Source organism: Nocardiopsis sp. NPDC049922, from assembly GCF_040660275.1.
In the GTDB taxonomy this organism is placed as follows: Bacteria; Actinomycetota; Actinomycetes; order Streptosporangiales; family Streptosporangiaceae; genus Nocardiopsis.
On record NZ_JBFAME010000002.1, the window covers coordinates 370,244 to 396,283 of the forward strand.

A 26,040-nucleotide genomic window follows, 5' to 3' on the forward strand; every position below is an offset into this window, starting at 1 on the left:
CTCGGACGTCGTACTACTCCAGTCTGCCCGCTATTCGGCGCGGCCGCTCCCCGCCCCGGCGTCGGTCGGGGTGTCGGTGGAGCTCCGTCGGGGCCCCGGCCGACGGGGGCGCCCGCCGTTGGCGCCCGACCGACCGGCCTGGGTGGCGTCGTAGCGGCCGTAGGCGTCCACGATCTGTCCGACGAGCCGGTGGCGGACCACGTCCTCGCTGGACAGGCGGACGAAGGCGATGTCGTCGATGTCACGCAGGATGTTCTCGATGGTGCGCAGGCCGCTGGTCTGCCCACCGGGGAGGTCGACCTGGGTGACGTCGCCGGTCACGACGATCTTCGACCCGAAGCCGAGCCGCGTGAGGAACATCTTCATCTGCTCGGGCGAGGTGTTCTGGGCCTCGTCCAGGATGATGAAGGAGTCATTGATCGTTCTACCCCGCATGTACGCCAGGGGCGCGACCTCGATCGTCCCGGCCGACATCAGCTTGGGGATCGAGTCGGGGTCGAGCATGTCGTGCAGCGCGTCGTACAGCGGCCGCAGGTACGGGTCGATCTTCTCGTAGAGGGTGCCCGGCAGGAACCCCAGCCGCTCGCCCGCCTCGACCGCCGGGCGGGTGAGGATGATCCGGTTGACCTCCTTGTCCTGGAGGGCCTTGACCGCCTTGGCCATCGCCAGGTAGGTCTTGCCGGTTCCCGCCGGTCCGATGCCGAACACGACCGTGTGCCGGTCGATGATGTCGACGTACCGCTTCTGGTTGACGGTCTTGGGGCGGATGGTCCTGCCCCGGTTGGACAGGATGTTGGTCGTGAGCACGTCGGCGGGGCGTTCGGTGCCGGGCGTGCGCAGCATGTGGATCATGCGCTCGATGGTGTCGGGGGTGACGTGGGTACCGCTCTTGGCGAGTTCGATGAGCTCCTCGACGAGGCGGACCACGACCGCGGTCTCCTCGGGGCTGCCGCTGATCGTGAACTCGTTGCCGCGGACGTGGATGTCGCTCTCGAACGCCCGCTCCAGCGCCCGGAGGAGTTCGTCCCCCGAGCCCAGCAGGCCGACCATGGTGTGCTCGTCCGGGACCACGACCTTGACCTGCGTGTCCTGTCGCGGTTGCGTGTGCGTTGTCTCGGCCATGACGTGGCCTTGCGGCCCCTGCCCCACCCTTCGTTCCGACCCCGCCCTCTCCGGCGGGGTGCGCCGCCTCCGGCACCCGATCCGGTACCGGGCCCGTCCCTGGACCGGCGCCTCCGGCGGCTCACCGGTCCCTGGGACCACGCCTTGAGTCTACCAACGCGCCCCCGCCCGGCTCGATCGCTTTTTCGACCGCCCGGGGCACCGCGCCCCTACCCGGGAGGCCAGTTCAGCCCGCGCCCGCCCAGCAGGTGCCCGTGCAGGTGGAACACCGTCTGTCCGGCGCCGCTCCCGGTGTTGAACACCAGCCGGTACCCCGACTCGGCCACGCCCTCCGCCTCGGCCACCTCACGGGCCTCCAGCGCGATCTCGTCCAACAGCCCCGTCCCGGCGGCGGCCGCGGTCGCGGCGTCCGGGTGGTGGTCGCGCGGGACGATCAGCACGTGGGTGGGCGCCTGGGGGTTGATGTCGCGGAAGGCGACGGTGCGCTTCCCCTCGCGGACGATCTCGGCGGGCACCTCCCCCCGCACGATCTTGCAGAAAAGGCAGTCGGCCTCGGCCATCGCGTACCTCCGTCGGGGGACTGTCGCCCGGTTGTTCCCGCCCACGGGCCCGCACGGCGGGCTGCCGGAGCGGCCGTCTCGGATTGTCCGGTCACCATGATGCCGCAGGTCCGGTCGGCCGAACGCCACCGGGTTCGGGACCGGAAGCCCTGGTACCGCGTCTCCTTTGAGAGAAGCACGATAGGCTTTGCACCCGTGCGCGGCGGGTCGTCGGCCTCCTCCGCTGACGTCCACCTCCTGCGTGTTCGGCCTGAAACGCACCCCTACTTGGAAAAGAAGAGGTATGCCCTTTCGTAAACCCCGCGACAAGGGTGTGCGTCGAACTGATGTGACGACAGAAACCATGGTGGCGGGAGCCACCACGGCTCCCCTCGCCGTGGCCTGGGACGCCGACCACGCGGTGACCGAACTCTATCGGGAGCACTACCGCCCCCTGGTCCGTCTCGCCTCGCTGCTCGTCCGGGACCACGCGACCGCGGAGGAGGTCGTGCAGGACTCCTTCGTCGCCATGCACTCGGCCTGGCGACGCCTGCGCGATCCCAACAAGGCCCTGTCCTACCTCCGGCAGGCGGTCGTGAACAAGGCGCGGTCGGTACTGCGCCACCGGGCCGTCGTGGAGAAGCACGCACCCAAGGCGCTGCCCGACGCTCCCAGCGCGGAACACGGCGCCATGAGTCAGTTGGAACGCGAGGCCGTCATCAGGGCCCTGCGTAAACTACCCACCCGTCAGCGAGAGGCCATCGTGCTCCGGTACTACGGCGACCTGTCCGAGGCGCAGATCGCGGACGCCATGGGGATCAGCAAGGGCGCGGTGAAGAGTCACACGTCCCGTGGCATCTCCGCACTGCGCTCTGTCCTGGAGCAGACGACATGACCAGTCCATCCGAGAACGACGCGTTCGAGAACCGACTCCGCTCGATCCTGAGATCCGAGGCGGACGCGGTCGAGCCCTCCGCCGAGGCCCTGAACCTGATCCGCGAGCGGACCGAACGCGGGCGCGGCTGGGCGTGGTTCGGACTGCCCTGGCTACGACCGACGCTCGCGGTGGCGGGAGCGGTCCTGATCGCCGCGTCCGTGGTCGTCTCCAGCCCCGAGGTCCGCGACCACGTGCTGGAGATCGTCCCGGCGGGCGCCGACCGCGAGGGCGCGCCCCAGGCGGCCGAGCCGTCCGAGGACGATGTCGCCACCACCGCGCCCGCCCCCGACGCGGGCGGTGGCGTGGCGGCGCCTGCGCCGGAGCCCGCGGACGAGCCGACGCCCACCCCGGAACCCTCGAAAGCGCCGTCCTCGTCGCCCGACGACGTCCAGGCCACGCAGACCTGCTCGGCGGTCGAGGCCTCCCCCGCCGGGGACGAGAGCTCCGACGGCGGTGCCCAGCCGTCAGCGCCCCCCGCTGACGAGGGCGAGTGCGTCACCCCCGACGACGAGCCCACCGACGAGGACTCCGGGGGCGGCACGGGCGGCAACGGCGGCGGTGAGGGCGACTCGGGCCAGGAGGACGGTTCGGGCGGGACGGGCAACGGCGGCGAGTCCCCCGGGAACAGCGCGGGCGGCAGGGACACCACCACCGCTCCGGTGGAGTCCACGGTGCACTGACCGACCGTCAGCGGACCGGGCGCCCCTCACCAGCGCCCGGTGCGCGTCTGGAGCACCGACAGCGCGGCCACCCCGGCGGTGGAGGTGCGCAGGACCGTCGGCCCCAGCAGGGCGCGGACCGCCCCGGCCGCGGCGAAGGCGTCGAGTTCGGCGTCGGAGAAGCCGCCCTCGGGGCCGACCACGAGAACGATCCCGGCCCCGTCGTCCCGGGGAAGGTCGAGGTCGGCCAGGCGCCGGGCGCCGTCCTCGTGCAGGACGACGGCGAGGTCCGTCTCGGCCAGCAGCGTCGCCACGGCCGTGCGGTCGGCGAGGTCGGCCACCTCCGGCAGCCGTCCGCGCCGCGCCTGCTTGGCGGCCTCCCGAGCGGTGGCGCGCCACTTGCCCAGGGCCTTGGCCGCCCGATCGCCCTTCCAGCGGGTGACGCAGCGTTCGGCCGCCCAGGGCACGACGGTGTCCACCCCGGCCTCGGTCATCATCTCCACGGCCAGTTCGCCGCGGTCGCCCTTGGGCAGGGCCTGGACGACGGTCAGGCGCGGGCTGGGCTCCGGTTCGTCCCAGCGGTCGACCACCTGGCAGACGATCCCGTCCTTGGCGACCCCGGTCACCGTGCAGCGCGCACGCCGACCGAGGCCGTCGGACAGGTCGACCGTCTCGCCCTCGCGGATCCTGCGCACGACGGCCGCGTGCCGCCCCTCCGGACCCGACACCTCGATCCGGTCGGCCGCCAGGTCGGCGGTCCCGACCAGGAAGACCGGCGGGGTCACTTGGCTCCGAAGGCGTCGCGGAGCTTGGCGAACAGTCCGCCGTGACCGGGGCTGAACCGGCCCGGCGACTGGTCCTCGCCGCGCAGCTCGGCGAACTTGCGCAGCAGGGCCTCCTGCTCCTCGTCGAGCTTGGAGGGGGTCTCCACGTCGACGCGGATGCGCAGGTCGCCCCGGCCGCCTCCGTCGAGGTGGGTGACGCCCTTGTTCGGCAGGGTGATGACGTGACCGGAGTTGGTGCCGGGGCGCAGGTCGATGTTCTCCGTGCCGTCGAGGGTGTCGAAGGCGAAGGAGGCGCCCAGTGCGGCGGCCGTCATCGGAACGGTCACCGTGCAGTGGAGGTCGTCGCCCCGGCGTTCGAAGGTGGGGTGGGGGCGCTGGACGATCTCCAGGATGATGTCGCCGCGCGGTCCGCCGTTGGGGCCGACCTCGCCCTCGCCCGCGAGCTGGATGCGGGTGCCGTCGTCGACGCCGGCCGGGATCTTGACCGTGCGGGTCACCTTCTCCCGCACCCGGCCCTCGCCCGCGCAGTCGGCGCAGGGGTCGGTGATGACCGTGCCCTGGCCGGAGCACTGCGGGCAGGGGCGCGAGGTCATGACCTGCCCGAGGAAGGAGCGGGTGACCTGGGAGACCTCGCCCTGGCCGTGGCACATGTCGCAGGTGCTGCGGTGCGATCCGGCGGCCGTTCCCTCGCCCTGGCAGGTCTCGCACAGGATCGCCGTGGGGAAGGTGATGTCCTTGCTGACGCCGAAGGCGGTCTCCTTCAGGTCCAGCTCGACGCGGATCTTGATGCTGCGTCCGCGGCGCACCCGTTCACGCGGACCGCGCGCGCCGGGCTGACCACCGCCGAAGAACGCGTTCATGATGTCGTCGAACGCGAACCCGCCCGCGCCGCCGAAGCCGCCGGGGCCGCCGCCCGCCGGAGCGAAGGGGTCCTGGCCCATGTCGAACATCCGGCGCTTGTTCTCGTCGGAGAGGACCTCGTAGGCCTGGGTCACCTCCTTGAAGCGCTCCTGGGTGGCGGGATCCGGGTTGATGTCCGGGTGCAGCTCGCGTGCGAGCCGACGGTACGCCTTCTTGATCTCGTCCTTGGACGCGTCACGACGCACCCCGAGAACCTGGTAATAGTCTCTGGCCACTGAGTTACTGTCCTGCCAAAATCTGTCCGACATACCGGGCCACCGCACGCACGGCGCCCATCGTTCCCGGGTAGTCCATCCGGGTGGGACCCACGACTCCGATCTTGGCCAGCGACTGGTTTCCCACGCCGTAGTCGGCCGACACGATGGAGGTGGACCGCAGACCCTCGTGGAAGTTCTCCTCGCCGATGCGCACGGTCAGCATCGAAGGGTCCTTCGCCTCACCCAGCAAACGGATGAGGACCATGTTCTCTTCCAGCGCTTCCAGAACGTCCCGCAGACTGGCCGCGAAGTCCACCGCCGCGAGGTTGGCGGTCCCGGCCAGGACGATCTTCTCCTCGTGCCGCTCGACGAGGCTCTCCAACAGGATCGAGAGGACCGAGACGGCCATGGGCCGGTGTTCGGGGTCGACCTGGGCGGGGAGGTCGTCCACCGCGTCCGGGACGTCTCCGAGGGGGAGTCCCGCGATGGCCCGGTTCAGCATGGAGCGCAGATCCGCGACGGCGCTCTCGCTGATCTCGCCCGCACCGTCGATCACCCGCTGCTCGACCCGGCCCGTGTTGGTGATGACGACCATCATCAGTCGCATCGCCCCCAGGGGCACCAGTTCGACGTGCTGCACCGACGAACGGGTCAGCGAGGGGTACTGGACGATCGCGACCTGGCGGGTGAGCTGGGCGAGCAGGCGCACCGTGCGCGCGATGATCTCGTCGAGGTCCACGGCTCCGGTGAGGAAGGACTCGATCGCCCGCCGCTCGGCCACCGACAGCGGCTTGACCGAGGAGAGGCGGTCGACGAAGAGGCGGTAGCCCTTGTCGGTCGGCACACGCCCGGCGCTGGTGTGCGGCTGGGTGATGTAGCCGTCCTCCTCCAGGGCGACCATGTCGTTGCGGATGGTCGCGGGTGAGACCCCGAGGCGGTGCCGGTCGGCGAGAGCCTTGGATCCCACGGGCTCGTTGGTGTTGACGAAGTCCTCGACGACCGCACGCAGGACCGCGAGCTTGCGCTCATCCAGCAACTCGCCACCTCCTGGCACTCCGTGGTCCTCAGTGCTAATTCTATGCCCGGTAGCAAACGCGGTCGGCTACCCGCGGGTAGTAACGCGGCCGCCCCTCCCCGATCTTCCCTTCCCGTCCGGCCTGGACGGCGTCGGGCGCGCGCGTCGCGGCCGTGTCGTCGGCCACGCCCGATCGCCTCACGGGGCGCGGGCCCCGCACCAGTAGACTGCACGACCGTGGCTACCAAGGGAACCGGCCGCTACGGCCGCGACGTGCTGGCCGAGGACCGGCGGCGACCCGGCGGGCGCGCGGTCCGCGAGACGCCGCTGAGCCGGGACCTGGTCGTGGAGGACGTCGAGGAGACCTTCTGCGGCGCCGTGGTGGCCTGGGACAAGGCGACCGTGACCCTGGAGGACCGGCACGGCCGCCGCCGCGTGTTCGACCTGGAGCCGGCGGCGTTCCTGGTGGACGGCGAGCCGGTGACCCTCGTCCGCCCCGCCGGCGCCCCGAGAGGCCCGTTGCGCAGCGCCTCGGGCTCGATCGCGGTGACGGACGCCCGGGCGCGCACGGCACGTGAGAGCCGCATCTACGTCGAGGGCGTGCACGACGCCGAGTTGGTCGAGAGGGTCTGGGGCCACGACCTCCGTGTGGAGGGCGTGGCCGTGGAGTTCCTGGAGGGCGTCGACGGCCTGCCCGCGATCGTCGCGGAGTTCGCGCCCGGCCCCGGCCGTCGGCTGGGCGTGCTGGTGGACCACCTGGTGCCCGGCTCCAAGGAGAGCAGGATCACCGAACGGGTCCGCGGCGAGCACGTGCTGGTGACCGGACACCCCTACGTCGACGTCTGGCAGGCGGTGCGCCCCCGCAGCGTGGGCATCGCGGCCTGGCCGGAGGTGCCCCGGGGTATCCCCTGGAAGGAGGGGGTGGTCCGGGCCCTGGGCTGGCGCGTGGAGACCGGTGAGGCCTGGCGCCGGATCCTGGGGTCGGTCCGTTCGTACGCCGACCTGGAACCGTCCCTTCTCGGCCGTGTGGAGGAGCTCATCGACTTCGTTACGGGACCGCATCCCGGCGAACACTAGGATTCACACCAGGCGACGGCGAGGACGCCCTGCGTCCGGTCGTGCCGGTCGCCCGTCCCGGGCCCTCCGCGGTCGTCGGCACAGCCCCACAGAGAACAACCGCCCCTCAGCAGCGGAGCCAAGGAACAGCATGAGCGAGACCCCGACGAACCCCCCGTCCCCGGAGGACCCGCAGGGCCAACCGCCGGAGCCGCCCCAGCCCGCTCCGGGACAGCCGGACCAGGCCGAGGCGCCGGGGTACGCGCAGCAGCCGCCCGCCCGACCCGGGCAGGCCCAGCCGTCCGGTGAGCAGTCGCCGTACGCCCCGCGGCCGGAGGCCGCCCAGCCCCATCCCCAGGGGTACGCGCAGCCGGACGCCGCACAGCCCTCGGGCGGTCAGCCGGGCTACGGCCAGCCCTCCGGCGGCCAGTCCCCCTACGCCCCCCAGCCGGGGCAGCCCCAGTACCAGGCCCAGCCGGTGCAGGGGCAGCAGCCGTACGGCGGCCAGCCCGGATACGCGCAGTCCTCCGGTGGACAGTCGCCGTACGCGCCGCGGCCGGAGGCGGGTCAGCCGTCCGGCGGGCAGCCGGGTTACGGGCAGCCCTCAGGTGGGCAGCCGGACTACGGCCAGGCCTCCCAGTCCCCGTACGCCCCCCAGCCGGAGGCCCCGCAGCCCCAGGCCTTCCCCCAGCAGCCCGCGCCGGACCAGGCGGGGCAGCGGTTCCAGGGCCAGCCGGTGCAGGGGCAGCAGCCGTACGGCGGCCAGCCGGGCTTCGCGCCGCCGCCCGGCGCCCCGGGGCAGGCGTACCCTCCGCAGTCGCCCGCCCAGCACGGACAGGCGCAGCCGTCCGGCGGGCAGTCGCCGTACGCCCCGCAGCCGGAGGCCGCGCCGCCGCAGTCCTACGGGCAGCAGCTCGCGGCCGCCCAGTCCGGGTTCGCTCCCCAGCCGGGTCAGCCCGGCCAGCCGGGGTTCGGACAGCCCCAGCCTCCGCGGTTCCCCGGCGCCCAGGCGCCCCACGGCCAGCCCGGCCCCTACGGCCAGCAGCCCGCGCGGGGCGACGACGGCACCCTCGTGTCGATGATCGCGCACCTGTCCGGGTTCGTGGTCGCCTTCCTCGGCTGGATCCCGCCCCTGGCGATCTACCTCGCCAAGCGCGAGCAGTCGCCGACCGTGCGGCACCACGCGTCGGAGGCGGCCAACTTCCAGTTGACGCTGCTCATCCCCTACGTCTTCGCCTGCGTGGTCTTCATCGGACTGGGTATCTTCTTCCCAGGGCTGTCCTGGATCGGCATCGCCGTGATCGCGCTGATCTGGATCCTCGCGATCGTCCTCGGCGTCCTGGGCGCCTCCAACGCGAACAAGGGAATCTGGTACCGCTACCCGGTGAGCATCCGACTCCTGAAGTAGTCCCCCCATGAGTGCCTGAGTGAGTCAGCACGAAGGGACACCGCCATGTCGCACCCGAACACACCACCTCCTGAGGAACCCGACGACCGGGAGCGGCGGCAACAGGGCCAGGAGGGCCCGGGCGACCAGCCACCGGCCAGCGGTCCCGCGGGCGGCGGCCAGCCCGGGTACGGGCCTCCGCCGGGCGGGCCCCCGCCCGGTCAGGGACCCGGCTACGGCCCACCTCCCGGCGGTTACCGGCCCGGTGGTCAGATGCCGGGCGGGTACCAGGCGGGCGGCTACCAGCCGGGTGCGCCGCCACCCGGCGCCGAGCCCTCGTCGGCCACCACCGGCCAGCCCAACCAGGCCGAACGGCAGATGGGCCTGATCGCCCACCTGGGCGGCGGCCTGGCCGGGTTCTTCTTCTCCGGATTCGGCTGGCTCGTCCCGCTGATCGTGTACCTGGTCAAGAAGGACGAGTCGCCGTTCGTCCGCGACCAGGCGGCGCACGCGCTCAACTTCCAGCTGCTCATCACGATCGGGATCGTGGTGTCCTGGTTGTTGACGCTGGTGATCATCGGCGTGCTGACGTGGATCGTCGTGGCCGTGGTCTGCCTGGTCTTCGGCATCCTCGGCGGCCTGGCCGCCAACCGGGGCGAGTGGTACCGCTACCCGTTCAACGTCACCTGGGTGAAGTAGTCCCGGTCCCGTGAGGGGCCGCGCGCCCGGAGGAACGCGGGTCAGGTCAGGTCGCGGACCACGGCGTCGGCGAGCAGCCGCCCCCCGCGGGTGAGGACGGCGCGGCCCGCGTCGTGGGCCGCGGGGTCGAGCAGCCCCGCGGCCACGGCGCGCCGCGCGGCCTCCCGGCCCCGCGGCTCCAGGAGGTCGAGCGGGCACCCCCGCTCCACGCGCAGTTCCAGCAGGACGCGCTCGAACCGGCGCTCTTCCGCGCTGAGCACCTCGCGCGCCTGGCCCGGGCTCGACCGCTCCGCCAACCGCGCGGCGTAGGCGGCGGGGTGTTTGACGTTCCACCACCGGGTGCCGCCCACGTGGCTGTGCGCCCCCGGCCCGACGCCCCACCAGTGGCCGCCGGTCCAGTAGAGGAGGTTGTGCTTGCTGCGGCCCTCGGGGGTGCGCGCCCAGTTGGACACCTCGTAGGGGGTGAACCCGGCCTTGGCGAGGGCCTCGTCCGCCATGAGGTAGCGGTCGGCCATGGTGTCGTCGTCGGGCGCGGTGAGTTCGCCCCTGCGGACCCGCGCGGCCAGGCGGGTGCCCTCCTCCACGATGAGCGAGTAGGCGGAGACGTGGTCGGGGTCGGCCGACAGCGCGGCCTCCAGGGAGGCGGCCCAGTCGTCGTCGCTCTCGCCGGGGGTGCCGTAGATCAGGTCCAGGTTGACGTGCTCGAACCCGGCCGCGCGCGCCCACGCGACGCACCGCTCGGGCCGTCCCGGCGTGTGCCCGCGCTCCAGGACGCGCAGCACGTGCGGTCGGGCGCTCTGCATGCCGAAGGAGACGCGGGTGAACCCGGCCTCGCGCAGTCGCGCCAGGTAGTCGGGGTCCACGGTCTCCGGGTTGGCCTCCGTGGTCAGCTCGGCGTCGGCGGCCAGGCCGAAGCGTTCGCGGATCGCGGCGACGATCCGGCCCAGGTCCTCGGCGGGGAGAAGGGTGGGCGTCCCGCCGCCGACGAACACCGTGCTCACCTCGGGGCGGTCGCCGCGCAGGACGCGGTCGGCCAACTCGACCTCGGCGATCGCCTGGTCGGCGTAGGTCTCGCGGGAGGCGGTGGCGGTGCCGTCGCGCGAGACCAGCTCGTCCGCGGTGTAGGTGTTGAAGTCGCAGTAGCCGCAGCGCGTGACGCAGAACGGCACGTGGACGTAGAACCCGAGCGGGCGGTCGCCGAGCTCGGCGAGGGAGGGCGCGGGAAGGTCCCCGCTCCTCGGGACGGGGTCGCCGTCGAGGGCAACGGAAGGCATACCTCCAGTGTCACCGACCCGGCGGCGTGCCCGGGTCGGCGTGGCGGAGGGGGTCGGACGTCCCCGTCCCCGCTACGCGCGGGCGGACTCCACTGCGCCGCCGGCGGTCGCGCCCGCGGACTCGGCGGCCCTGGGCTGGACGGGGGCGGCGACGCGGGGCGGGGCGACGGCGGTGGAACCGCGCACGATCAGCTCGGGGTCGAACAGGTACTCGGTGTGGGAGACGTGGTGTCCGGCGATCTCGTCGCACAGGGCGCGCACGGCCGCGAGCGCCATCGCGTTGACCGGCTGGCGGACGGTGGTCAGCGGCGGGTCGGTGAACGCGATGAGCTGGGAGTCGTCGAAGCCGACCACCGAGAAGTCCTCGGGCACGCGCAGTCCGCGCTGGCGGGCGGCGCGGATGGCGCCCAGGGCCATCATGTCGGAGCCGCAGACCATGGCCGTGACGCCGCGCTCGATGAGGCGGGTGGCCGCGGCGTGGCCGCCCTCGACCCCGAACAGGGACAGCTCCACGAGTTCCTCGCCGTCCAGGCCGTGCTGGGCCAGCGTCTGGTGGTAGCCGTCGAGCTTGCGGCGGACGGGGACGTAGCGCTCGGGTCCGCTGGTGAAGCCGATCCGCGTGTGGCCCAGGGCGACCAGGTGGTTGACGGCCAGGCGCCCGGCCTCCCGGTCGTCGCAGGAGATGAAGGCGGCGGGGATGGCGTCGGCGAACCCGTTGACGAGCACGATGGGCAGGCGGCGCGACACGAGCGCCTGGTAGCGCTCGTGGGAGGAGGAGGTGTCCGCGTGGCGCCCGGAGACGAAGAGGATGCCGGAGACGTTGCGCTCCAGCAGGAGTTCGACGTACTCGTCCTCCGTTATCCCGCCGGGGGTCTGGGTGCACAGGACGGGGGTGTAGCCGCGCTGGGCGAGGGCGCCCTCCGCCGCCTGGGCGAACATCGGGAAGACCGGGTTCTCCAGTTCGGGGATGACCATCCCGACGAGTCCCGCCGAACGCTGGCGCAACCGGGCGGGCCGCTCGTAGCCGAGGACGTCCAGCGCGGTCAGGACGGCCTTGCGGGTGTCACTGCCGACACCGGGCTTGTCGTTGAGCACCCGCGAAACGGTGGCTTCGCTGACACCTGCGTGCCGCGCGATGTCGGCAAGTCGTGGACCCATGCGGACAACTCTAGTCGAGATCACCGTCACATGACCGCAAGTAGGCGGTAATCTTGCGCAAGAAGTTGCAGAGGCCCACAGGGAAGGACCCCCGTTTTGCTCCAGGCACACTGGTGGCGCGACGCCGCCATCTACCAGATCTACGTGCGCAGCTTCGCCGACTCCAACGGCGACGGGGAAGGCGACCTGACCGGGATCCGCGAACGCCTCCCCCACCTCGTCGACCTCGGCGTCGACGCCATCTGGCTGACGCCCTTCTACGTGTCCCCGCTCGCCGACGGCGGGTACGACGTCGCCGACTACCGCGACGTCGACCCCAGGTTCGGCACCCTGGAGGACTTCGACGCCCTTGTCTCCGCCGCGCACGACCTGGGCGTCCGCGTCATCATCGACGTCGTGCCCAACCACTCCTCGTCGGCGCACCGCTGGTTCCGCGAGGCCGTGGCCGCCGAGCCCGGCAGCCCCGAACGGGCCCGCTACCTGTTCCGCGACGGCAGGGGGGCGGACGGCGAGCAGCCGCCCAACAACTGGAAGTCGATCTTCGGCGGCCCGGCCTGGACCCGCCTCAAGCGGCCCGACGGCACGCCCGAGCAGTGGTACCTGCACCTGTTCGACGCCGAGCAGCCCGACTTCGACTGGACCCACCCGGAGGTCCACGAGGAGTTCGACGACGTGCTCCGGTTCTGGCTGGAGCGCGGCGTGGACGGGTTCCGGATCGACGTCGCGCACGGGATGGTCAAGGACCCGGCCCTGCCCGACATCGCCGACGACGCCAAGGCCGACCTGCTCGACGGCAGCACGACCCTGCCCTACTTCGACCAGGACGGCGTGCACGAGATCTACCGGCGCTGGGCCGCCATCGCGGCCGCCTACCCGGGCGACCGCGCCCTGGTGGCCGAGGCGTGGGTGGAGGACGCCGACCGGGTGGCGCGCTACCTGCGCCCCGACGAGCTGCACCAGGCGTTCAACTTCGAGTACCTGACCGCGCCGTGGGACGCCGGGCGCCTGCGCCAGGTCATCGAGCGCTCCCTGACCGCCAACGGGGCGGTCGGCGCCACGACCACGTGGGTGCTGTCCAACCACGACGTGACGCGCCACGTGACGCGGTTCGGAGGCGGTGAGCAGGGGCTGCGCCGGGCGCGCGCGGCGACGCTGCTCATGCTGGCGCTGCCCGGGTCGGTCTACCTGTACCAGGGCGAGGAGCTGGGCCTTCCCGAGGTCACCGACCTGCCCGAGGAGGCGCTCCAGGACCCGACGTGGGAGCGGTCGGGTCGCACCGAGCGCGGGCGCGACGGCTGCCGCGTGCCGCTGCCCTGGGAGGAGGGGGCCGCGCCGTACGGTTTCGGCCCCGAGGGGAGTGTGCCCTGGCTGCCGATGCCCGAGGGGTGGGGCGCGCTGGCGCGCGCCGCCCAGCACGGGGTCGAGGGGTCGACGCTGGAGCTGTACCGGAGCGCGCTGCGGCTGCGGCGCGAACTGGACGCGCTCGGTGACGGGACCATGACCTGGGTGGACGCCCCGGAGGGTGTGCTGTGCTTCGAGCGCGAGCCGGGCGTGCGCTGCGCGGTCAACCTCGGCGGGGCGCCGGTGGAGATCGCCGCGGCGGGCGAGGTGCTCCTCGCCAGCGGTCCGGTGGAGGCGCCCTCGGACGGCCGCATGACCCTGCCCGGTGACACGGCGGTGTGGCTGCGGGGCTGAACCGTGCCCGCGGAAGGGCCCCGCCGCGCCCACCCGTCACCCGTCCTCGTCCACGAGTGCCGAGGGTGACGGGTGGGCCACCGGCCACCCGTCACCGCCGCCACCTGCGACGACGACACGCTGACACGGAACCGTCACCCCCGGTCCGCCATCACCGGACCGTTTCCCGGACGTTTCCGCATCTTTATCCCCAGCGCCTGCAAAACCTTTCAAAACTTGCAAGGTATTGCTAATGTCACACCACAGCGCAGGTCCGCGACGGTCCCGGCCACCGGCCCCTCGCGTGCGCTCCCCCATCAGTACCGCCTCCCGGAGGGAAGACACCATGAGATTCCGCAGCGCACCAGCGTTCGCCGGTATCGCCGCGATCGCCCTGATGGCGACCGCCTGCGGCGGCGACGAGGGCGACGGAGGCGAGGCGTCCGGGGGCGGCGAACTCGTCGTCTGGACCGACCCCGAGCGCGCCGACGCCGTCCAGGCCGCCGCCGAGCAGTTCTCCGAGGCCAACGGCGTCAACGTCAGCGTGGACAGTGTGGCGTTCGAGGACATGCAGGGGGACGTGCTCAACGCCCACCAGGCGGGCAACGCCCCCGACATCTTCATCGGCGCCCACGACTGGACCGGAAACCTGGTGCGCAACGGAGCCGTCCAGCCGGTCGAGCTGCCCGAGGACCGGGCCGCGATGCTCGACGGGACCGCGTTGGAGGCCATGACCTTCGACGGCCAGCTCTTCGGCGTCCCCTACGCGCAGGAGAACCTCTTCCTCCTGCGCAACACCGCGCTGGCCCCCGAGGCCCCGGCGACCTTCGAGGAGATGGTCGAGGTCGGGACCCGGCTCCAGGACGACGGCGAGGTCGGCGAGGTCCTGTCCATGGCGGTCGGCCAGGAGGGCGACCCCTACCGGATGAACACCCTGTTCACCTCGGCCGGGGGCTACCTGTTCGGCCAGGACGACACCGGCACCTGGGACCCCTCCGACCTCGGCGTGGGCACCGACGCGTCGGTCGAGGCGATGGAGCGGATCGCCGAGTACGGCGAGGACGGCTCCGGCGTGCTCCGCCGCTCCATCACCACCCAGAACGACGCGGCGCTGTTCTTCGACGAGGAGACCGCCTTCTTCGTCGCGGGTCCCTGGAACCTCGCCGACGCCGACGAGTCGGGTGTCGACTACGCGATCAGCCCCATCCCCGGGTTCGAGGACGGCGGCCCCGCCCGCCCCTACATCGGCTACCAGTCCTTCTTCGTGACCGAGGGCAGCGCCAACTCCGCGCTCGCCGAGGAGTTCGTGACCAACCTCGTCACCGACACCGAGTTCGTCCTGGGCCTGTACGACGCCGACCCCCGCGTCCCCGTCCAGACCGACGCCCTGGAGAGCGTCTCCGCCGACGACCCCAACGTCGCCGCGATCGCCGAGGCGGGCGCCGAGGGCATGCCGATGCCGTCCATCCCGGAGATGGGCGAGACCTGGCAGCCGCTCGGCGTCGCCCAGGCCGAGATCATCGGCGGTGGCGACGTCCGTGCGGCCATGGAGGCCGCGTCGCGGACGATCTCCGAGCAGATCGGCGAGTAGGCGTGGCGGTCCCCGAATCCGACACGGTGGGCGCCTCCGCGCACGGGGCGCCCACCCGTCCACCGCTACCGGGCGGGCGCTGGGCCCGCGACGGGTCGCTGGCGGGACGGATCGTCAAGATCGGCCTGCTGGGCCTGTTCACCGCGCTCGGCGCGTGGGCCCTGCTGCCCCTCTACCTCGCGGGCAACTGGCTCGGCCTCGGGCTGGTCGTCGCCGTGGTGGCACTGGTCTACCACGTCTACCTGTCCAGGCGCGCCGTCCCGGCCAAGTACCTGGTGCCCGGCGTCCTGTTCCTGCTGGCCTTCCAGATCCTGCCGGTCCTGTACACGATGAGCACGTCGGTCACCAACATGAGCGACGGCCACCGCGGGGACAAGCAGCAGGCGATCAACGCCGTCGAGTCGCTGTCCGTGACACGGGCGCCCGACTCCGAGGAGTACGTCCTCACCGTCGCCACCACCGGCGACCCGGACACGGGTGAGCTGGTCTTCCTCCTCACCGACGGCGGGGGCGAGGCCTTCGTCGGCGACGCCGACGGGCTCGCCGGCCTCGGGGGCGCCACCGTCGACGCCTCGGGCAAGGTCACCGAGGCGTTCGGGTACACGATCCTCTCCCCCGTGCAGGTCAACGCCCGCAGCGCCGAACTGGAGGAGTTCGCCGTCCCGACCGGGAGCGGCACGGGCATCCGTTCCAGCGGCCTGTCCACCGCCTACGAGGGGACGGCGGTCCGCTCCTACGACGCCGGGTGCGACTGCGTCACCGACGGCGAGACCGGAACCGTCTACGTCGCCGACGACGAGCGCGGCGCGTTCGTCTCCGAGGACGGCGACCGCCTGCCGCAGGGCTGGCGGGTGAACGTGGGCCTCGACAACTTCGCCCGGTTCCTGCTCGACCCGACCTTCGCGTCGTCGTTCTTCGGCATCCTGGTGTGGAACATCGTCTTCGCCGTCGCCGTGACCGGCCTGGTGTTCGTGGTGGGCCTGGCCGTGGCGCTGACCCTGCACGTCCCCCGCATGCGCGGCAAGGTCGTGTACCGGATCCTGGTGGTCCTGCCCTACGCCATGAGCTCGCTGGCCATGTACCTGCTGTGGCGGGACATGTTCAACACCGACTTCGGCCTGTTCAACCGGATGCTGGGACTCCAGGTGGACTGGTTCGGCAACGCGTGGAGCGCCCGCGCGGCGGTCATCCTCGCCAACGTGTGGCTGGGGTACCCGTACATGTTCCTCGTGAGCACCGGGGCGCTCCAGGCCATCCCGCGCGAGCTGGAGCAGGCGGCGCGGATCGACGGCGCCAGCGCCTGGCAGGCCTTCCGGCACGTGACGCTGCCCCTGCTCATGGTGGCGATGACGCCGATCCTGGTCGCCGTGTTCGCCTTCAACTTCAACAACTTCAACGCCGTGTGGCTGCTCACCCGCGGCGGCCCGCTCTTCTCCGACAACTCCACGGCCGGGGCGACGGACCTGCTCATCACCTACACGTACCGGCTCGCCTTCAACGAGGCCACCGCCCAGTACGGGTACGCCGCCGCGCTGTCGGTGATGATCTTCGTCATCGTCTCGGTGATCTCCGTGGTGAGCCTGTGGCGGAGCAGGGCACTCAAGGAGGTGGACTGATGACGGCGCCGACCGCCGGGGCGGCACGGCCGCGCCACGAACGCACCGCGGCGACCCGGTTCGGGCTGTGGGCGGCGCGCCTGGGCTGGCGGCACGCGGTCATGTGGCTGGTCGCGGCCTTCGCCCTCTTCCCCGTGCTGTTCGTCCTCTCGGCCGCGCTCAACCCGCTGGGCACGCTGAGCAGCGCGGAGCTGTGGCCGACGGGCGCGAGCCTGGCCAACGCGCGTGACCTGTTCCAGAACACGCCGTTCACCACGTGGTACGCCAACTCGCTGTTCTTCGCGCTCACCAACGCCGCCGTCACGGTGCTGCTGTCGGCGCTGGCGGCGTACGCGTTCAGCCGGATGCGGTTCCGGGGGCGCCGGGTCGGGTTGATCGGGCTCCTGGTGATCCAGATGTTCCCGCAGTTCCTGGCGATCGTGGCGCTCTACCTGATGTTCTCCAACATCGGCGAGTACTACCCGGCGATCGGGTTCGACACCCGCTGGGGGCTGCTGCTGGTGTACCTCGGCGGCGCGTTGAGCATCAACACGTGGCTGATGAAGGGCTTCTTCGACACGGTTCCCAAGGAGCTGGACGAGTCCGCGCAGATCGACGGGGCCACCCACGCGCAGGTGTTCTTCCGGATCATGCTGCCGCTGGTCACGCCGGTCCTGGCGATCGTGGCGCTGCTGGTGTTCATCTCCACCATCAACGAGTTCCTGCTGGCGAGCGTGTTCCTGCGCGACACCGACGCCAAGACGCTCGGGCTGGGGCTCTACCAGCTGGTCGCCTCGCAGCGCAACGCCAACTTCGGGATGTTCGCGGTGGGCGCGGTGATGCTGTCGCTGCCGACGCTGGCGGTGTTCTGGTTCCTCCAGCGGTTCATCACCGAGGGCCTGACCTCCGGCGCGGTCAAGGGCTGACGGAACCGGCCCCGCGCGCCCTGGACGGGACGCGCGGGGCCGGGAATCCCGCTCTGGAGGCCTCTGGAGGCCGGAGAGGCCTACTTCTTCTTCTTGTCCTCGCCGCCGGTGTCGGTGGACAGCGCGGAGATGAACGCCTCCTGGGGGACCTCCACGCGGCCGACCATCTTCATGCGCTTCTTGCCCTCCTTCTGCCTCTCCAGCAGCTTGCGCTTACGGCTGATGTCACCGCCGTAGCACTTGGCGAGCACGTCCTTGCGGATGGCGCGGATGTTCTCCCGGGCGATGACCCGGGCGCCGATGGCCGCCTGCACGGGGACCTCGAACTGCTGCCGGGGGATGAGCTCGCGCAGCTTCTTGGTCATCTCGACGCCGTACGCGTAGGCCTTCTCCTTGTGCACGATCGCCGAGAAGGCGTCCACGGCCTCGCCCTGGAGCAGGATGTCCACCTTGACCAGGTCGGCCTCCTGCTCGCCGGTGGGCTCGTAGTCGAGCGAGGCGTAGCCCTTGGTGCGCGACTTGAGGTGGTCGAAGAAGTCGAAGACGATCTCGGCCATGGGGAGGGTGTAGCGCATCTCCACACGGTCCTCGGACAGGTAGTCCATGCCGTGCAGGGTGCCGCGCCGCTCCTGGCACAGCTCCATGATCTGGCCGATGTAGTCGGAGGGGCTGAGCACGGTCCCCTTGACGACGGGCTCGAAGATCCTGGCGATCTTGCCGGTGGGGAACTCGCTGGGGTTGGTCACCACGTGCTCGATGCCGTCCTCCATCTCCACGCGGTAGATCACGTTGGGCGCGGTGGAGATGAGGTCGAGGTTGAACTCGCGCTCCAGACGGGCACGGGTGATCTCCAGGTGCAGCAGGCCGAGGAAGCCGCAGCGGAAACCGAAGCCGAGCGCCGCGGAGGTCTCCGGCTCGAACACCAGCGAGGCGTCGTTGAGCTGGAGCTTCTCCAGGGCGTCGCGCAGCACCGGGTAGTCGGTGCCGTCGATCGGGTACAGGCCCGAGAACACCATCGGCTTGGGCTCCTGGTACCCGGCGAGCATGTCGGTCGCGGGCTGGGCCAGGGAGGTGATGGTGTCACCGACCTTGGACTGGCGCACGTCCTTGACGCCGGTGATGATGTAGCCGACCTCGCCCACGCCCAGACCGCCGCACTTCCTGGGCTCGGGCGAGCTGACGCCGATCTCCAGGATCTCGTGCGAGGCCTTGGTCGACATCATCTGGATGCGCTCACGCGGGCTGAGCTTGCCGTCGATCACGCGGACGTAGGTGACGACACCGCGGTAGGTGTCGTAGACGGAGTCGAAGATCATCGCGCGGGCGGGCGCGTCGGCCTCGCCGACCGGCGGCGGCACCTGGTTGACGATCTCGTTGAGCAGCTCCTCGACGCCCTCACCGGTCTTGGCGCTGACCTTGAGCACGTCGGAGGGCTCACAGCCGATGATGCCGGCGAGCTCCTCGGCGTACTTCTCCGGCTGGGCGGCGGGAAGGTCGATCTTGTTGAGCACCGGGATGATGGTGAGGTCGTTCTCCAGCGCCATGTACAGGTTGGCGAGGGTCTGCGCCTCGATGCCCTGGGCGGCGTCCACCAGCAGGACGGCGCCCTCGCACGCGGCCAGCGAGCGGGACACCTCGTAGGTGAAGTCGACGTGGCCGGGGGTGTCGATGAGGTCGAGCGTGTACGTCCTGTCGTCGAGCGCGGTGAACGGGATGCGCACCGCCTGCGACTTGATGGTGATGCCGCGCTCGCGCTCGATGTCCATGCGGTCCAGGTACTGGGCGCGCATCTGTCGGTCCTCGACGACGCCGGTGATCTGGAGCATCCGGTCGGCCAGCGTCGACTTGCCATGGTCGATGTGCGCGATGATGCAGAAGTTGCGGATCAGCGCGGGATCGGTCCAGTTCGGCTGTGCCACCGTGCTCCGTTCACAGGTTGGGTCCGGGTCCCGGGCGGGCTCTGGGCTCCGCCCCGCCGCGGCTCGGGCCGACGGCGTCGTCCATCATCCCACGGGGACGGGGCCGTCCTCTCCGGAGACGGTCGCCGCCCGTACGGCAGGATGGGGCGCGGGTTCGGGACTGGTGTCCAGATTATGCGACCTGGAGCTGGGAACGGGCCGTCGGGAGGCGTGCCGGACACGCGGGTTCGAGAGCCGGGGAGGAGCGGTCCGTTGAGGTGGTTTCTGACACGCGTGCTGGCCGGACTGGCGGCGATCGCGGTGGTCCTGGTGGGGGCGGCGGCGCTCCTGGGGTACCAGTTCACGGGTGAACCGGCGCCGTGGGCGGCGTCGCGGGGCGCCGACGCGGCGTGGGTGGGCTCGTGGGAGGACACGGAGACGCTCGACGCCGTTCTGGCGACCGGCGGGGTGAACACGGTGTACGTGTACGCGGGCGACATCGACGCCGACGGAGGTGTCGAACGGGTTCCGGACACCGGGGAACTGCTGGCGTGGCTGGGGTCCGAGCACCCGGACGTGCGGGCGCTGGCGTGGCTGCGGCACGTGACGGAGGGATCCTCGCTGGTCAGGGACCGGTTCGACGAGGAGGCCAGGGCGGCGCTGGCGAGCGGGGCCGCCGAGGTCGCCGCCGACGGGTTCGCGGGGCTGCACCTGGAGATCCGGCCGGTCACCGTGAACGACCCCTCCGTGCCCGAACTGATGGGCATGGTGCGCGAGGAGCTGGGTGAGGACGCCGTGTTCTCGGTGCAGGCCCAGCACGTCGAGTTGGTGCCCGGTGGCCGGGTGCCGTCGTTCGCGGCGGGCGGCGAGGAGAAGTACTGGTCCACGGGGTACCTGGACCGCGTGACCGAGTACGCGGACGAGGTCGTCCTCCCCGGCGTGGGCGCGGACATGCCCGTGGAGGCCCTGTACGGGGGGTTCATGGTGCGGCAGGTGACCGAGGGGGTGACGGCGCTCACGAGCCGGGACGAGGTGACGCTGCGGTTCGGTCTGCCGACCCACACGAGCGAGGTGTGGGGGCCGGTCGAGGGCACCGAGTCGGTGGCGACCGCGCTCACCGGGGTGCGCCTGGGAATGACGCGCGTGGAGCCGCCGGAGGGGATGACGCTGGGCGTGGGTCTGTACGTGGCGGACGAGGCCGACGCGGAGGATCTGGCGGCCTACACGGCGGGGTGGCTGCTGTCCTAGGACGTGTGCCGCGGACACCGCTCAGGCGGTGCACGAAGTGGTGCGGGCGTGCGGCATACTGGAAGTCCGTGTCTCGGACCTCCGCGTTCGAATTCGAGCCCTGAGGACTCACACACCCTGCGTCGGCGCCCGCGCTGGCCGCTCGCGGTACGGCTGCCCGCGAGCTGAGCCGCCGGTTCGCCCGGCGCGATGATCAGATTAACTGGAGCACGTTTTCGCATGGCGAACATCAAGTCGCAGAAGAAGCGCATTCGGCAGAACGAGAAGGCTCGTGTCCGCAACCAGGCGGTGCGCTCTTCGCTGAAGACGGCCATCCGCAGGTTCCGTGAGGCCGCCGAGTCCGGCAACGTCGAGCAGGCCGTCGTCGCCCAGCGCGCCGCCGCGCGTGCGCTGGACAAGGCGCACAGCAAGGGCGTCATCCACAAGAACCAGGCCGCGAACCGCAAGAGCGCGATCGCCAAGCGCCTGCACCAGCTTCAGTCCGCTTAAGGACTGGACCCCGACGGGTGGGGCCCGGTCCGGCGCGTTCGCCGGACCGGGCCCCTCGTCGTTCCCCGGGAGGGGCTCCCCGAGTTATCCACAGCGTGGAACTGGCCGCTGACACCGCGTGGACGCGTTCCTACCGTGGAACGCATGACCCTTCAGCGCCGCTTCCGACGTGACCCCTCCGCCCCCGATCCCCGCGAGCGACTCCTTGCGCTCTCCCCGGGAACCGCCGACCCCGACGGCGGCCCGCGCCCGCCCGTCCCCCGCCCGCCGACCGGCGCCGCCGGGCCGCCGCCGGAGGCGCCCGCGATCCCGAGCGCGCCCTACGCCGTAGCCGCTCCGGGGAGCCCGGAACCGGTGGTGGACAGCCGGTCCCCGCAGTGGGCGACCGCGACGACGCGCGGCCCCCGGGTCCCGCGATCGACGGCCGCCGAGGCACCGACGACGGAGGACACCAGGTCCGCGACGACTGGCCGGAGTGCGGGAGCCCGGGCGCGGACCGCCCGGTCAGGCGGATCCGGCGTGGGACCGGACGGCACACCGAGGTCCCGCCCCGGTCAGGCCACGGAGGCTGGGCGGGATGCGGCCCCCGGTGACGACCGCCCGCTGGCCCCACCGCGCTTGACGGCGGCCTCAGCCCGGAGGACGCGTCCCCACACGGGCAATGCGTCCGGCGACCGGGAGGACCAACGCCCGCCGGACGCTTCGGGCACCGGGCACGGCCACCCGACGGACCCACCGATCCCTCAGACAGCGAACCCCCGGAGGGTGCGCCCCCACGCGGACGATGTCCACGGTGACCGGATCGAACGCCCGCCGTCCGGATACGAGGAGTTCCTCCCCGAACCGCCGGCGTCGGTTCTGGAACGGGTCACCCGGCGGTGGCGGATCGACGCCGTCCTGTCGCGGCGCGCGGTCCTCGCCCTCCTCGTCCTGGGCCTGATCGCGGCGGGGTCCGCCCTGGTGCTGCTGCGCGACCGGCCCGAGTCGGTGACCGCCGAGGTGGTCGCCGCCGCGTCGCCCGCCCCGGCGGATTCCCCCGAATCGCCGTCCTCGGCGGGCGACGGGGACGGCACGGCGCCCGAGGCCGCGCTGCCGCGGGAGGACCTGGTCGTCCACGTGGGCGGGGAGGTCGCCGAACCCGGGCTGTACACCGTGCCGCCGGGTTCCCGGGTGGCGGACGCCGTGGAGGAGGCGGGCGGTGCGCTGCCCGACGCCGACCTCGACACCCTCAACCTCGCCCGCCCGCTGGTCGACGGCGAACAGGTGCTCGTGGGCGTCCCGCGGACGGCCGACAGGGGAGGCGCGCCGGGCACGCCGGTCGACGTCAACCGGGCCGACGCCGCCACGCTCACCGGCCTGCCCCGGATCGGCGAGGTCATCGCGGCCGAGATCGTCGCGCACCGGGAGGCCAACGGACCCTTCACCAGCGTCGACGACCTGGTCCAGGTGAACGGCATCGGGGAGCGGACCCTGGAGACCCTCCGGCCGCACGTGACGGTGGGGTGGGCACGGTGACGACATGGCTGGGAACGGACGCGCTCGGCCTGCGGCGGCCGCCCGACGTGCGGCTCCTCCTCCCGGCGGTGATGGCGTGGCTCACCGCGCTGGGAGCCCTGGCGGCGCCGCCCCGGTTGTCGTGGGCCTGCGCGGCGGTCGCGGGCGGCGCCGCGGTCGGGGTGTACGCGCGGGCACGACCGCCGTGGGAGACGGTGTCCCTCACCCTGGTGGCCACCCTGGCCTGCGCGGCGACGGTGGCGGCGGTCACCGGTGCCCACGTCGCCCGTGAGGCGGGCAGCGCGGCCTCGCGGGTGGCGGATCGGAAGGGGGAGGCGGAGTTCGAGGCGATCGTGCGGACGGACCCGCGATCCCGGTCGGGTGCTCCCCGGCCCGGGCGCGCGGAGTGGGTGGTGGGCGCCCGGACGGCCTGGGTACGTGTCGACGGTCGGCGGACCGCGTCGCGGGCGGAGGTGGTGGTCCTCGCGTCGGGTGCGCGGTGGCACGGTCTGCTGCCGGGCCAGGCGTTCCGCGCCCGTGGCGTCTTCCTGCCCGCCGAGGACGATCCGCTCACCTCGGCCCTGGTCCTGGTGCGGGGTCCCCCCGAGGGGGTGACGGAGCCGAGCGGGGTCCAGGCGCTGGCCGGTCGGGTGCGGGCGGGGCTGCGCGAGGCCGCCTCCGCGCTCCCCCAGCCGGAGCGCGGGCTGCTCCCCGCGCTGGTCGTCGGGGACGTGTCCCTCCTGCGCGAGGAGACCGCGGAGGACTTCCGTTCGACCGGCATGGCGCACCTGTTGACCGTCTCCGGGGCCAACCTGGCCGTGCTGACCGGGTTCGTGCTGGGGCTCGCCCGGTGGCTGCGGGCGCCCACGTGGTGTTCGGTGGCGGGCGGCGCGGTGATGATCTGGCTGTTCGTCCTGGTGTGCCGACCGGAGCCCAGCGTGGTCCGGGCCGCGTTCATGGGGTCGCTCGCCCTCCTGGCGCTGGCCACCGGTCGTGCGCACGCCGCCTTGGGCGCGCTGAGCGTCACCGTCCTCGGGGTCCTGTTCGTCGCACCCGGGCTCGCGGCCTCCCACGGGTTCGCGTTGTCCGTCCTGGCCACGGCGGGCATTCTGGCGTTCGTCCCGTCCTGGACCCGGATGTGGTCGCGGTGGCTGCCGCAGCCGGTGGCCGACGCGGTCGCGGTCGCCACGGCGGCGCAGGTCGCGGTCGCTCCGGTGCTGGTGCCGCTCTCGGGAGAGGTGTCGTGGGTGGCCGTGCCCGCCAACGTGCTGGCCGCCCCGGTGGTGGCCACGGTGACGGTCGCCGGGTTCGTGCTCGCGGTCCTGTCCGTGCTCTGGCCGGTCGGCGCGGCGGTCGCCGCGCATCCGCCCGGGTGGGGGGTGGCGTGGATCGCGTGGGTGGCGGAGACGGGGGCACGGGTGCCGCACGGAGCACTGCCCTGGCGTTCGGACGTGGTGGGCGCCCTGTTCCTGGCCGGGATCCTGCTCGTCCTGGTGCTGTCGCGGGGGTGGCTGCTGCGCGTGGTCGCGGTGGCCGTCGTCGCGGTCCTGCTCCTGTTCCTGGCGGCGCGATGCGTCCCGGGCGGCTGGCCGCCGACGGGGTGGGACCTGGTCGCCTGCGACGTGGGGCAGGGGGACGGGTTCGTGCTGTCGGCGGGCGCGGGGTCGGCGATCGTGGCCGACACCGGGGAGGACCCCGCCGTGATCGACACGTGCCTGACCCGGCTGGGCGTGCGGGAGGTCCCGCTCCTGGTGCTCAGCCACGACCACGCCGACCACGTGGACGGGACACCGGGCGTGCTGCGGCACCGCCGGGTCGAGGCGGCGCTGGCTCCGGACGGGTTCGACGGCACCGCGATGGGGCGGGTGCTCGCGGAGGGGGAGGTGGAGCTGTGGGAGGGCCGGAGCGGGCAGTCCTTCCGGGTCGGTCCCTGGCTCCTGCGCGTGCTGTGGCCGCCGCCGGGCTACGCCGGGTCGGTCAACGACGGTTCCGTCGTGGTGCGGGCGGACGGCGCGTCCATGTCGGTGCTGCTGACGGGTGACGTCGAGGAGGAGGCTCAGGCGCGACTGCTCGCGGGTCCGGAGGCCGACCTGCTGCCGGTCACCGTCCTGACCGCGCCGCACCACGGCGCGAACACCCAGGACCCGGACTTTCTCGCGGCCACCGATCCGGAGGTGACGGTGACGTCGGTGGGCGGGGACAACCCCTACGGACATCCGTCCCCGTACACGTGGGCCCTGTTGGAGCGGCTGGGCCGGATCAACCTGCGCACCGATCGCGACGGGGACGTCGCCGTCCTGGACGGCGGCGGGACCGGCCCGGTCCGGGCCGTGGCGCGAGGTCCGGATCCGGGCCGGTGACGGCGGATCGCGCCCGGCCGGTCGGTGCGGCGTGGCATCCTCGGAGTATGCCTGCACCCGCCCCCGTCACCGTCATCGTCGGCACCGAGGAACTCCTCGTCGACCGCGCCGTCGCCGCCGCGGTCGCGGCGGTCCGCGCGACCGACCCCGACGTCGACGTCCACGACCTCGTGCCCGCCCAGGTGGGCCCGTCCACGCTGGTCGAGGTCACCTCGCCCTCCCTGTTCGGCGACCGCCGCGTGGTGGTGCTGCGCTCCGCCCATGACCTCACCAAGGATCTGGCGGCGACCGTCACCGACTACCTGAAGGCGCCGGCCGACGACGTCCACCTGGTCCTCACCCACGCCGGCGGCGCCAAGGGAAAGGCGTTGCTCCAGGCGGCGGTGAAGGCGGGGGCCCAGCGGGTGGACTGCAAGGGGCCGACGAAGGGTCCGGAGCGGGTGGCGTTCGTCAAGGGCGAGTTCTCCGCCGCCGGGCGACAGATCACGCCGGACGCGGCCCAGGCGCTGGTGGACGCGGTGGGGACCGAACTGCGGGAGATCGCCGCCGCGTGCACGCAGCTCATCGCCGACACCGAGGGCCGGGTGGACGCCGCCGCCGTGGCCCGCTACCACTCCGGCAAGGCCGAGGCGTCCGGGTTCTCGGTCGCCGACCGCGCCGTCGAGGGCCGCCTGCCGGAGGCGCTGGAGCAGCTGCGCTGGTCGTTGGCCGTGGGCACCGCCCCGGTGCTGATCAACAGCGCCCTCGCGGGTGCGGTGCGCGGCATCGCCGTGGCCGCCCAGCCGCAGCGGGGCATGAGCGAGGCGGATCTGGCCAAGCGGGCCAAGGTGCCGCCGTGGAAGATGCGCACCCTCCGCCAGCAGGCACGCGGTTGGTCCCCGGCCGGAATCACCCGCGCCATGAGCGTGGTCGCCGAGACCGACGCGCTGATCAAGGGAGCCGGTCGCGATCCCGAGTACGCCCTGGAGCGCGCCGTGATCGAGATCGCCCGCGCCCGCGCCGCCCGCTGATCCCCA

22 protein-coding genes are annotated in these 26,040 nt (G+C 72.5%); 14 read left to right on the forward strand and 8 right to left on the reverse strand.

The features are described 5' to 3' along the window. Positions 1-30: 30 nt before the first annotated feature. Together AB0I72_RS05890 and AB0I72_RS05895 are read right to left on the reverse strand one after the other, a co-directional pair. Positions 31-1,122 (reverse strand): PhoH family protein, encoded by a 1,092-nt coding sequence (locus AB0I72_RS05890; RefSeq protein ID WP_358563444.1) that lies wholly within the window; start codon positions 1,120-1,122, stop codon positions 31-33. Between the two features lie 209 nt (positions 1,123-1,331). Then, entirely contained in the window at positions 1,332-1,682 is a 351-nt protein-coding gene (locus tag AB0I72_RS05895; RefSeq protein ID WP_358563446.1) for a histidine triad nucleotide-binding protein, read from the reverse strand. 343 nt (positions 1,683-2,025) lie between these two features. Between AB0I72_RS05895 and AB0I72_RS05900 the strand changes: the two genes are divergently transcribed. Further along, on the forward strand, positions 2,026-2,556 hold the full coding sequence (locus tag AB0I72_RS05900; protein WP_358563761.1) for a SigE family RNA polymerase sigma factor: 531 nt from the start codon (positions 2,026-2,028) through the stop codon (positions 2,554-2,556). After that, positions 2,553-3,278 carry a hypothetical protein gene (locus AB0I72_RS05905; RefSeq protein ID WP_358563448.1) on the forward strand — a complete coding sequence of 242 codons (726 nt, stop codon included), beginning with the start codon at positions 2,553-2,555 and terminating at the stop codon, positions 3,276-3,278. The genes AB0I72_RS05900 and AB0I72_RS05905 overlap by 4 nt, the downstream gene beginning before the upstream one ends. A 26-nt stretch (positions 3,279-3,304) precedes the next feature. Here the strand turns inward: AB0I72_RS05905 and AB0I72_RS05910 are convergent, their stop codons facing one another. The 3 genes from AB0I72_RS05910 to hrcA are packed head-to-tail and all read right to left on the reverse strand — an operon-like array spanning position 3,305 to position 6,196. Beyond that, positions 3,305-4,042, reverse strand: a complete 738-nt coding sequence (locus tag AB0I72_RS05910; protein WP_358563450.1) for a 16S rRNA (uracil(1498)-N(3))-methyltransferase — start codon at positions 4,040-4,042, stop codon at positions 3,305-3,307. Continuing rightward, positions 4,039-5,178 carry a molecular chaperone DnaJ gene (dnaJ, locus tag AB0I72_RS05915; RefSeq protein ID WP_358563452.1) on the reverse strand — a complete coding sequence of 380 codons (1,140 nt, stop codon included), beginning with the start codon at positions 5,176-5,178 and terminating at the stop codon, positions 4,039-4,041. Before dnaJ ends, AB0I72_RS05910 begins: the two co-directional genes overlap by 4 nt. Before the next feature lie 4 nt (positions 5,179-5,182). Beyond that, positions 5,183-6,196, reverse strand: coding sequence for a heat-inducible transcriptional repressor HrcA (gene hrcA / locus AB0I72_RS05920; RefSeq protein WP_358563454.1), 1,014 nt, complete (start codon positions 6,194-6,196; stop codon positions 5,183-5,185). 216 nt (positions 6,197-6,412) lie between these two features. Here hrcA and AB0I72_RS05925 point away from each other — a divergent pair, with 216 nt between their 5' ends. The 3 genes from AB0I72_RS05925 to AB0I72_RS05935 all read left to right on the forward strand — a co-directional run bounded on the left by AB0I72_RS05925 (position 6,413) and on the right by AB0I72_RS05935 (position 9,317). Then, positions 6,413-7,252 (forward strand): DUF3097 domain-containing protein, encoded by an 840-nt coding sequence (locus tag AB0I72_RS05925; RefSeq protein WP_358563455.1) that lies wholly within the window; start codon positions 6,413-6,415, stop codon positions 7,250-7,252. A 1,057-nt stretch (positions 7,253-8,309) separates the two neighbouring features. Beyond that, entirely contained in the window at positions 8,310-8,639 is a 330-nt protein-coding gene (locus AB0I72_RS05930) for a DUF4870 domain-containing protein (RefSeq protein ID WP_358563763.1), read from the forward strand. A 45-nt stretch (positions 8,640-8,684) separates the two neighbouring features. Continuing rightward, a complete protein-coding gene (locus AB0I72_RS05935) occupies positions 8,685-9,317 on the forward strand; it encodes a DUF4870 domain-containing protein (protein WP_358563458.1) in 633 nt (210 codons plus the stop codon). 41 nt (positions 9,318-9,358) lie between these two features. Here AB0I72_RS05935 and hemW read toward each other — a convergent pair whose 3' ends face one another. Both hemW and AB0I72_RS05945 read right to left on the reverse strand, forming a co-directional pair. Next, positions 9,359-10,591: a radical SAM family heme chaperone HemW gene (gene hemW / locus AB0I72_RS05940; RefSeq protein WP_358563460.1), complete on the reverse strand. Its 1,233-nt coding sequence runs from the start codon at positions 10,589-10,591 to the stop codon at positions 9,359-9,361. Between the two features lie 72 nt (positions 10,592-10,663). Next, complete coding sequence (locus AB0I72_RS05945; protein WP_358563462.1) at positions 10,664-11,749, reverse strand: LacI family DNA-binding transcriptional regulator; 1,086 nt, start codon at positions 11,747-11,749, stop codon at positions 10,664-10,666. A gap of 96 nt (positions 11,750-11,845) precedes the next feature. Between AB0I72_RS05945 and AB0I72_RS05950 the strand changes: the two genes are divergently transcribed. The 4 genes from AB0I72_RS05950 to AB0I72_RS05965 all read left to right on the forward strand — a co-directional run bounded on the left by AB0I72_RS05950 (position 11,846) and on the right by AB0I72_RS05965 (position 17,535). After that, positions 11,846-13,444 carry a glycoside hydrolase family 13 protein gene (locus AB0I72_RS05950; protein WP_358563464.1) on the forward strand — a complete coding sequence of 533 codons (1,599 nt, stop codon included), beginning with the start codon at positions 11,846-11,848 and terminating at the stop codon, positions 13,442-13,444. Between the two features lie 325 nt (positions 13,445-13,769). Beyond that, positions 13,770-15,014 carry an extracellular solute-binding protein gene (locus AB0I72_RS05955; RefSeq protein ID WP_358563466.1) on the forward strand — a complete coding sequence of 415 codons (1,245 nt, stop codon included), beginning with the start codon at positions 13,770-13,772 and terminating at the stop codon, positions 15,012-15,014. A 2-nt stretch (positions 15,015-15,016) separates the two neighbouring features. Continuing rightward, complete coding sequence (locus tag AB0I72_RS05960) at positions 15,017-16,630, forward strand: ABC transporter permease subunit (RefSeq protein ID WP_358563468.1); 1,614 nt, start codon at positions 15,017-15,019, stop codon at positions 16,628-16,630. Further along, entirely contained in the window at positions 16,630-17,535 is a 906-nt protein-coding gene (locus AB0I72_RS05965) for a sugar ABC transporter permease (RefSeq protein WP_358563470.1), read from the forward strand. Before AB0I72_RS05960 ends, AB0I72_RS05965 begins: the two co-directional genes overlap by 1 nt. An 80-nt stretch (positions 17,536-17,615) precedes the next feature. Here AB0I72_RS05965 and lepA read toward each other — a convergent pair whose 3' ends face one another. Next, the gene (lepA, locus tag AB0I72_RS05970) at positions 17,616-19,454 is read right to left on the reverse strand and encodes a translation elongation factor 4 (RefSeq protein ID WP_358563472.1); all 1,839 of its coding nucleotides are present in this window, start codon (positions 19,452-19,454) and stop codon (positions 17,616-17,618) included. Between the two features lie 252 nt (positions 19,455-19,706). On the opposite strand from lepA, the gene AB0I72_RS05975 reads away from it, so the two are divergent. The 5 genes from AB0I72_RS05975 (at position 19,707) to holA (ending at position 26,034) form a co-directional block, all read left to right on the forward strand. After that, positions 19,707-20,681 (forward strand): hypothetical protein, encoded by a 975-nt coding sequence (locus tag AB0I72_RS05975; RefSeq protein ID WP_358563474.1) that lies wholly within the window; start codon positions 19,707-19,709, stop codon positions 20,679-20,681. A 219-nt stretch (positions 20,682-20,900) separates the two neighbouring features. After that, entirely contained in the window at positions 20,901-21,170 is a 270-nt protein-coding gene (gene rpsT, locus AB0I72_RS05980; protein WP_358563476.1) for a 30S ribosomal protein S20, read from the forward strand. A 765-nt stretch (positions 21,171-21,935) separates the two neighbouring features. Continuing rightward, complete coding sequence (locus tag AB0I72_RS05985) at positions 21,936-22,685, forward strand: ComEA family DNA-binding protein (RefSeq protein ID WP_358563478.1); 750 nt, start codon at positions 21,936-21,938, stop codon at positions 22,683-22,685. Then, positions 22,682-25,024, forward strand: a complete 2,343-nt coding sequence (locus tag AB0I72_RS05990) for a ComEC/Rec2 family competence protein (RefSeq protein ID WP_358563480.1) — start codon at positions 22,682-22,684, stop codon at positions 25,022-25,024. The genes AB0I72_RS05985 and AB0I72_RS05990 overlap by 4 nt, the downstream gene beginning before the upstream one ends. A gap of 47 nt (positions 25,025-25,071) precedes the next feature. Then, positions 25,072-26,034, forward strand: coding sequence for a DNA polymerase III subunit delta (gene holA / locus AB0I72_RS05995; protein WP_358563482.1), 963 nt, complete (start codon positions 25,072-25,074; stop codon positions 26,032-26,034). Positions 26,035-26,040: the final 6 nt, after the last annotated feature.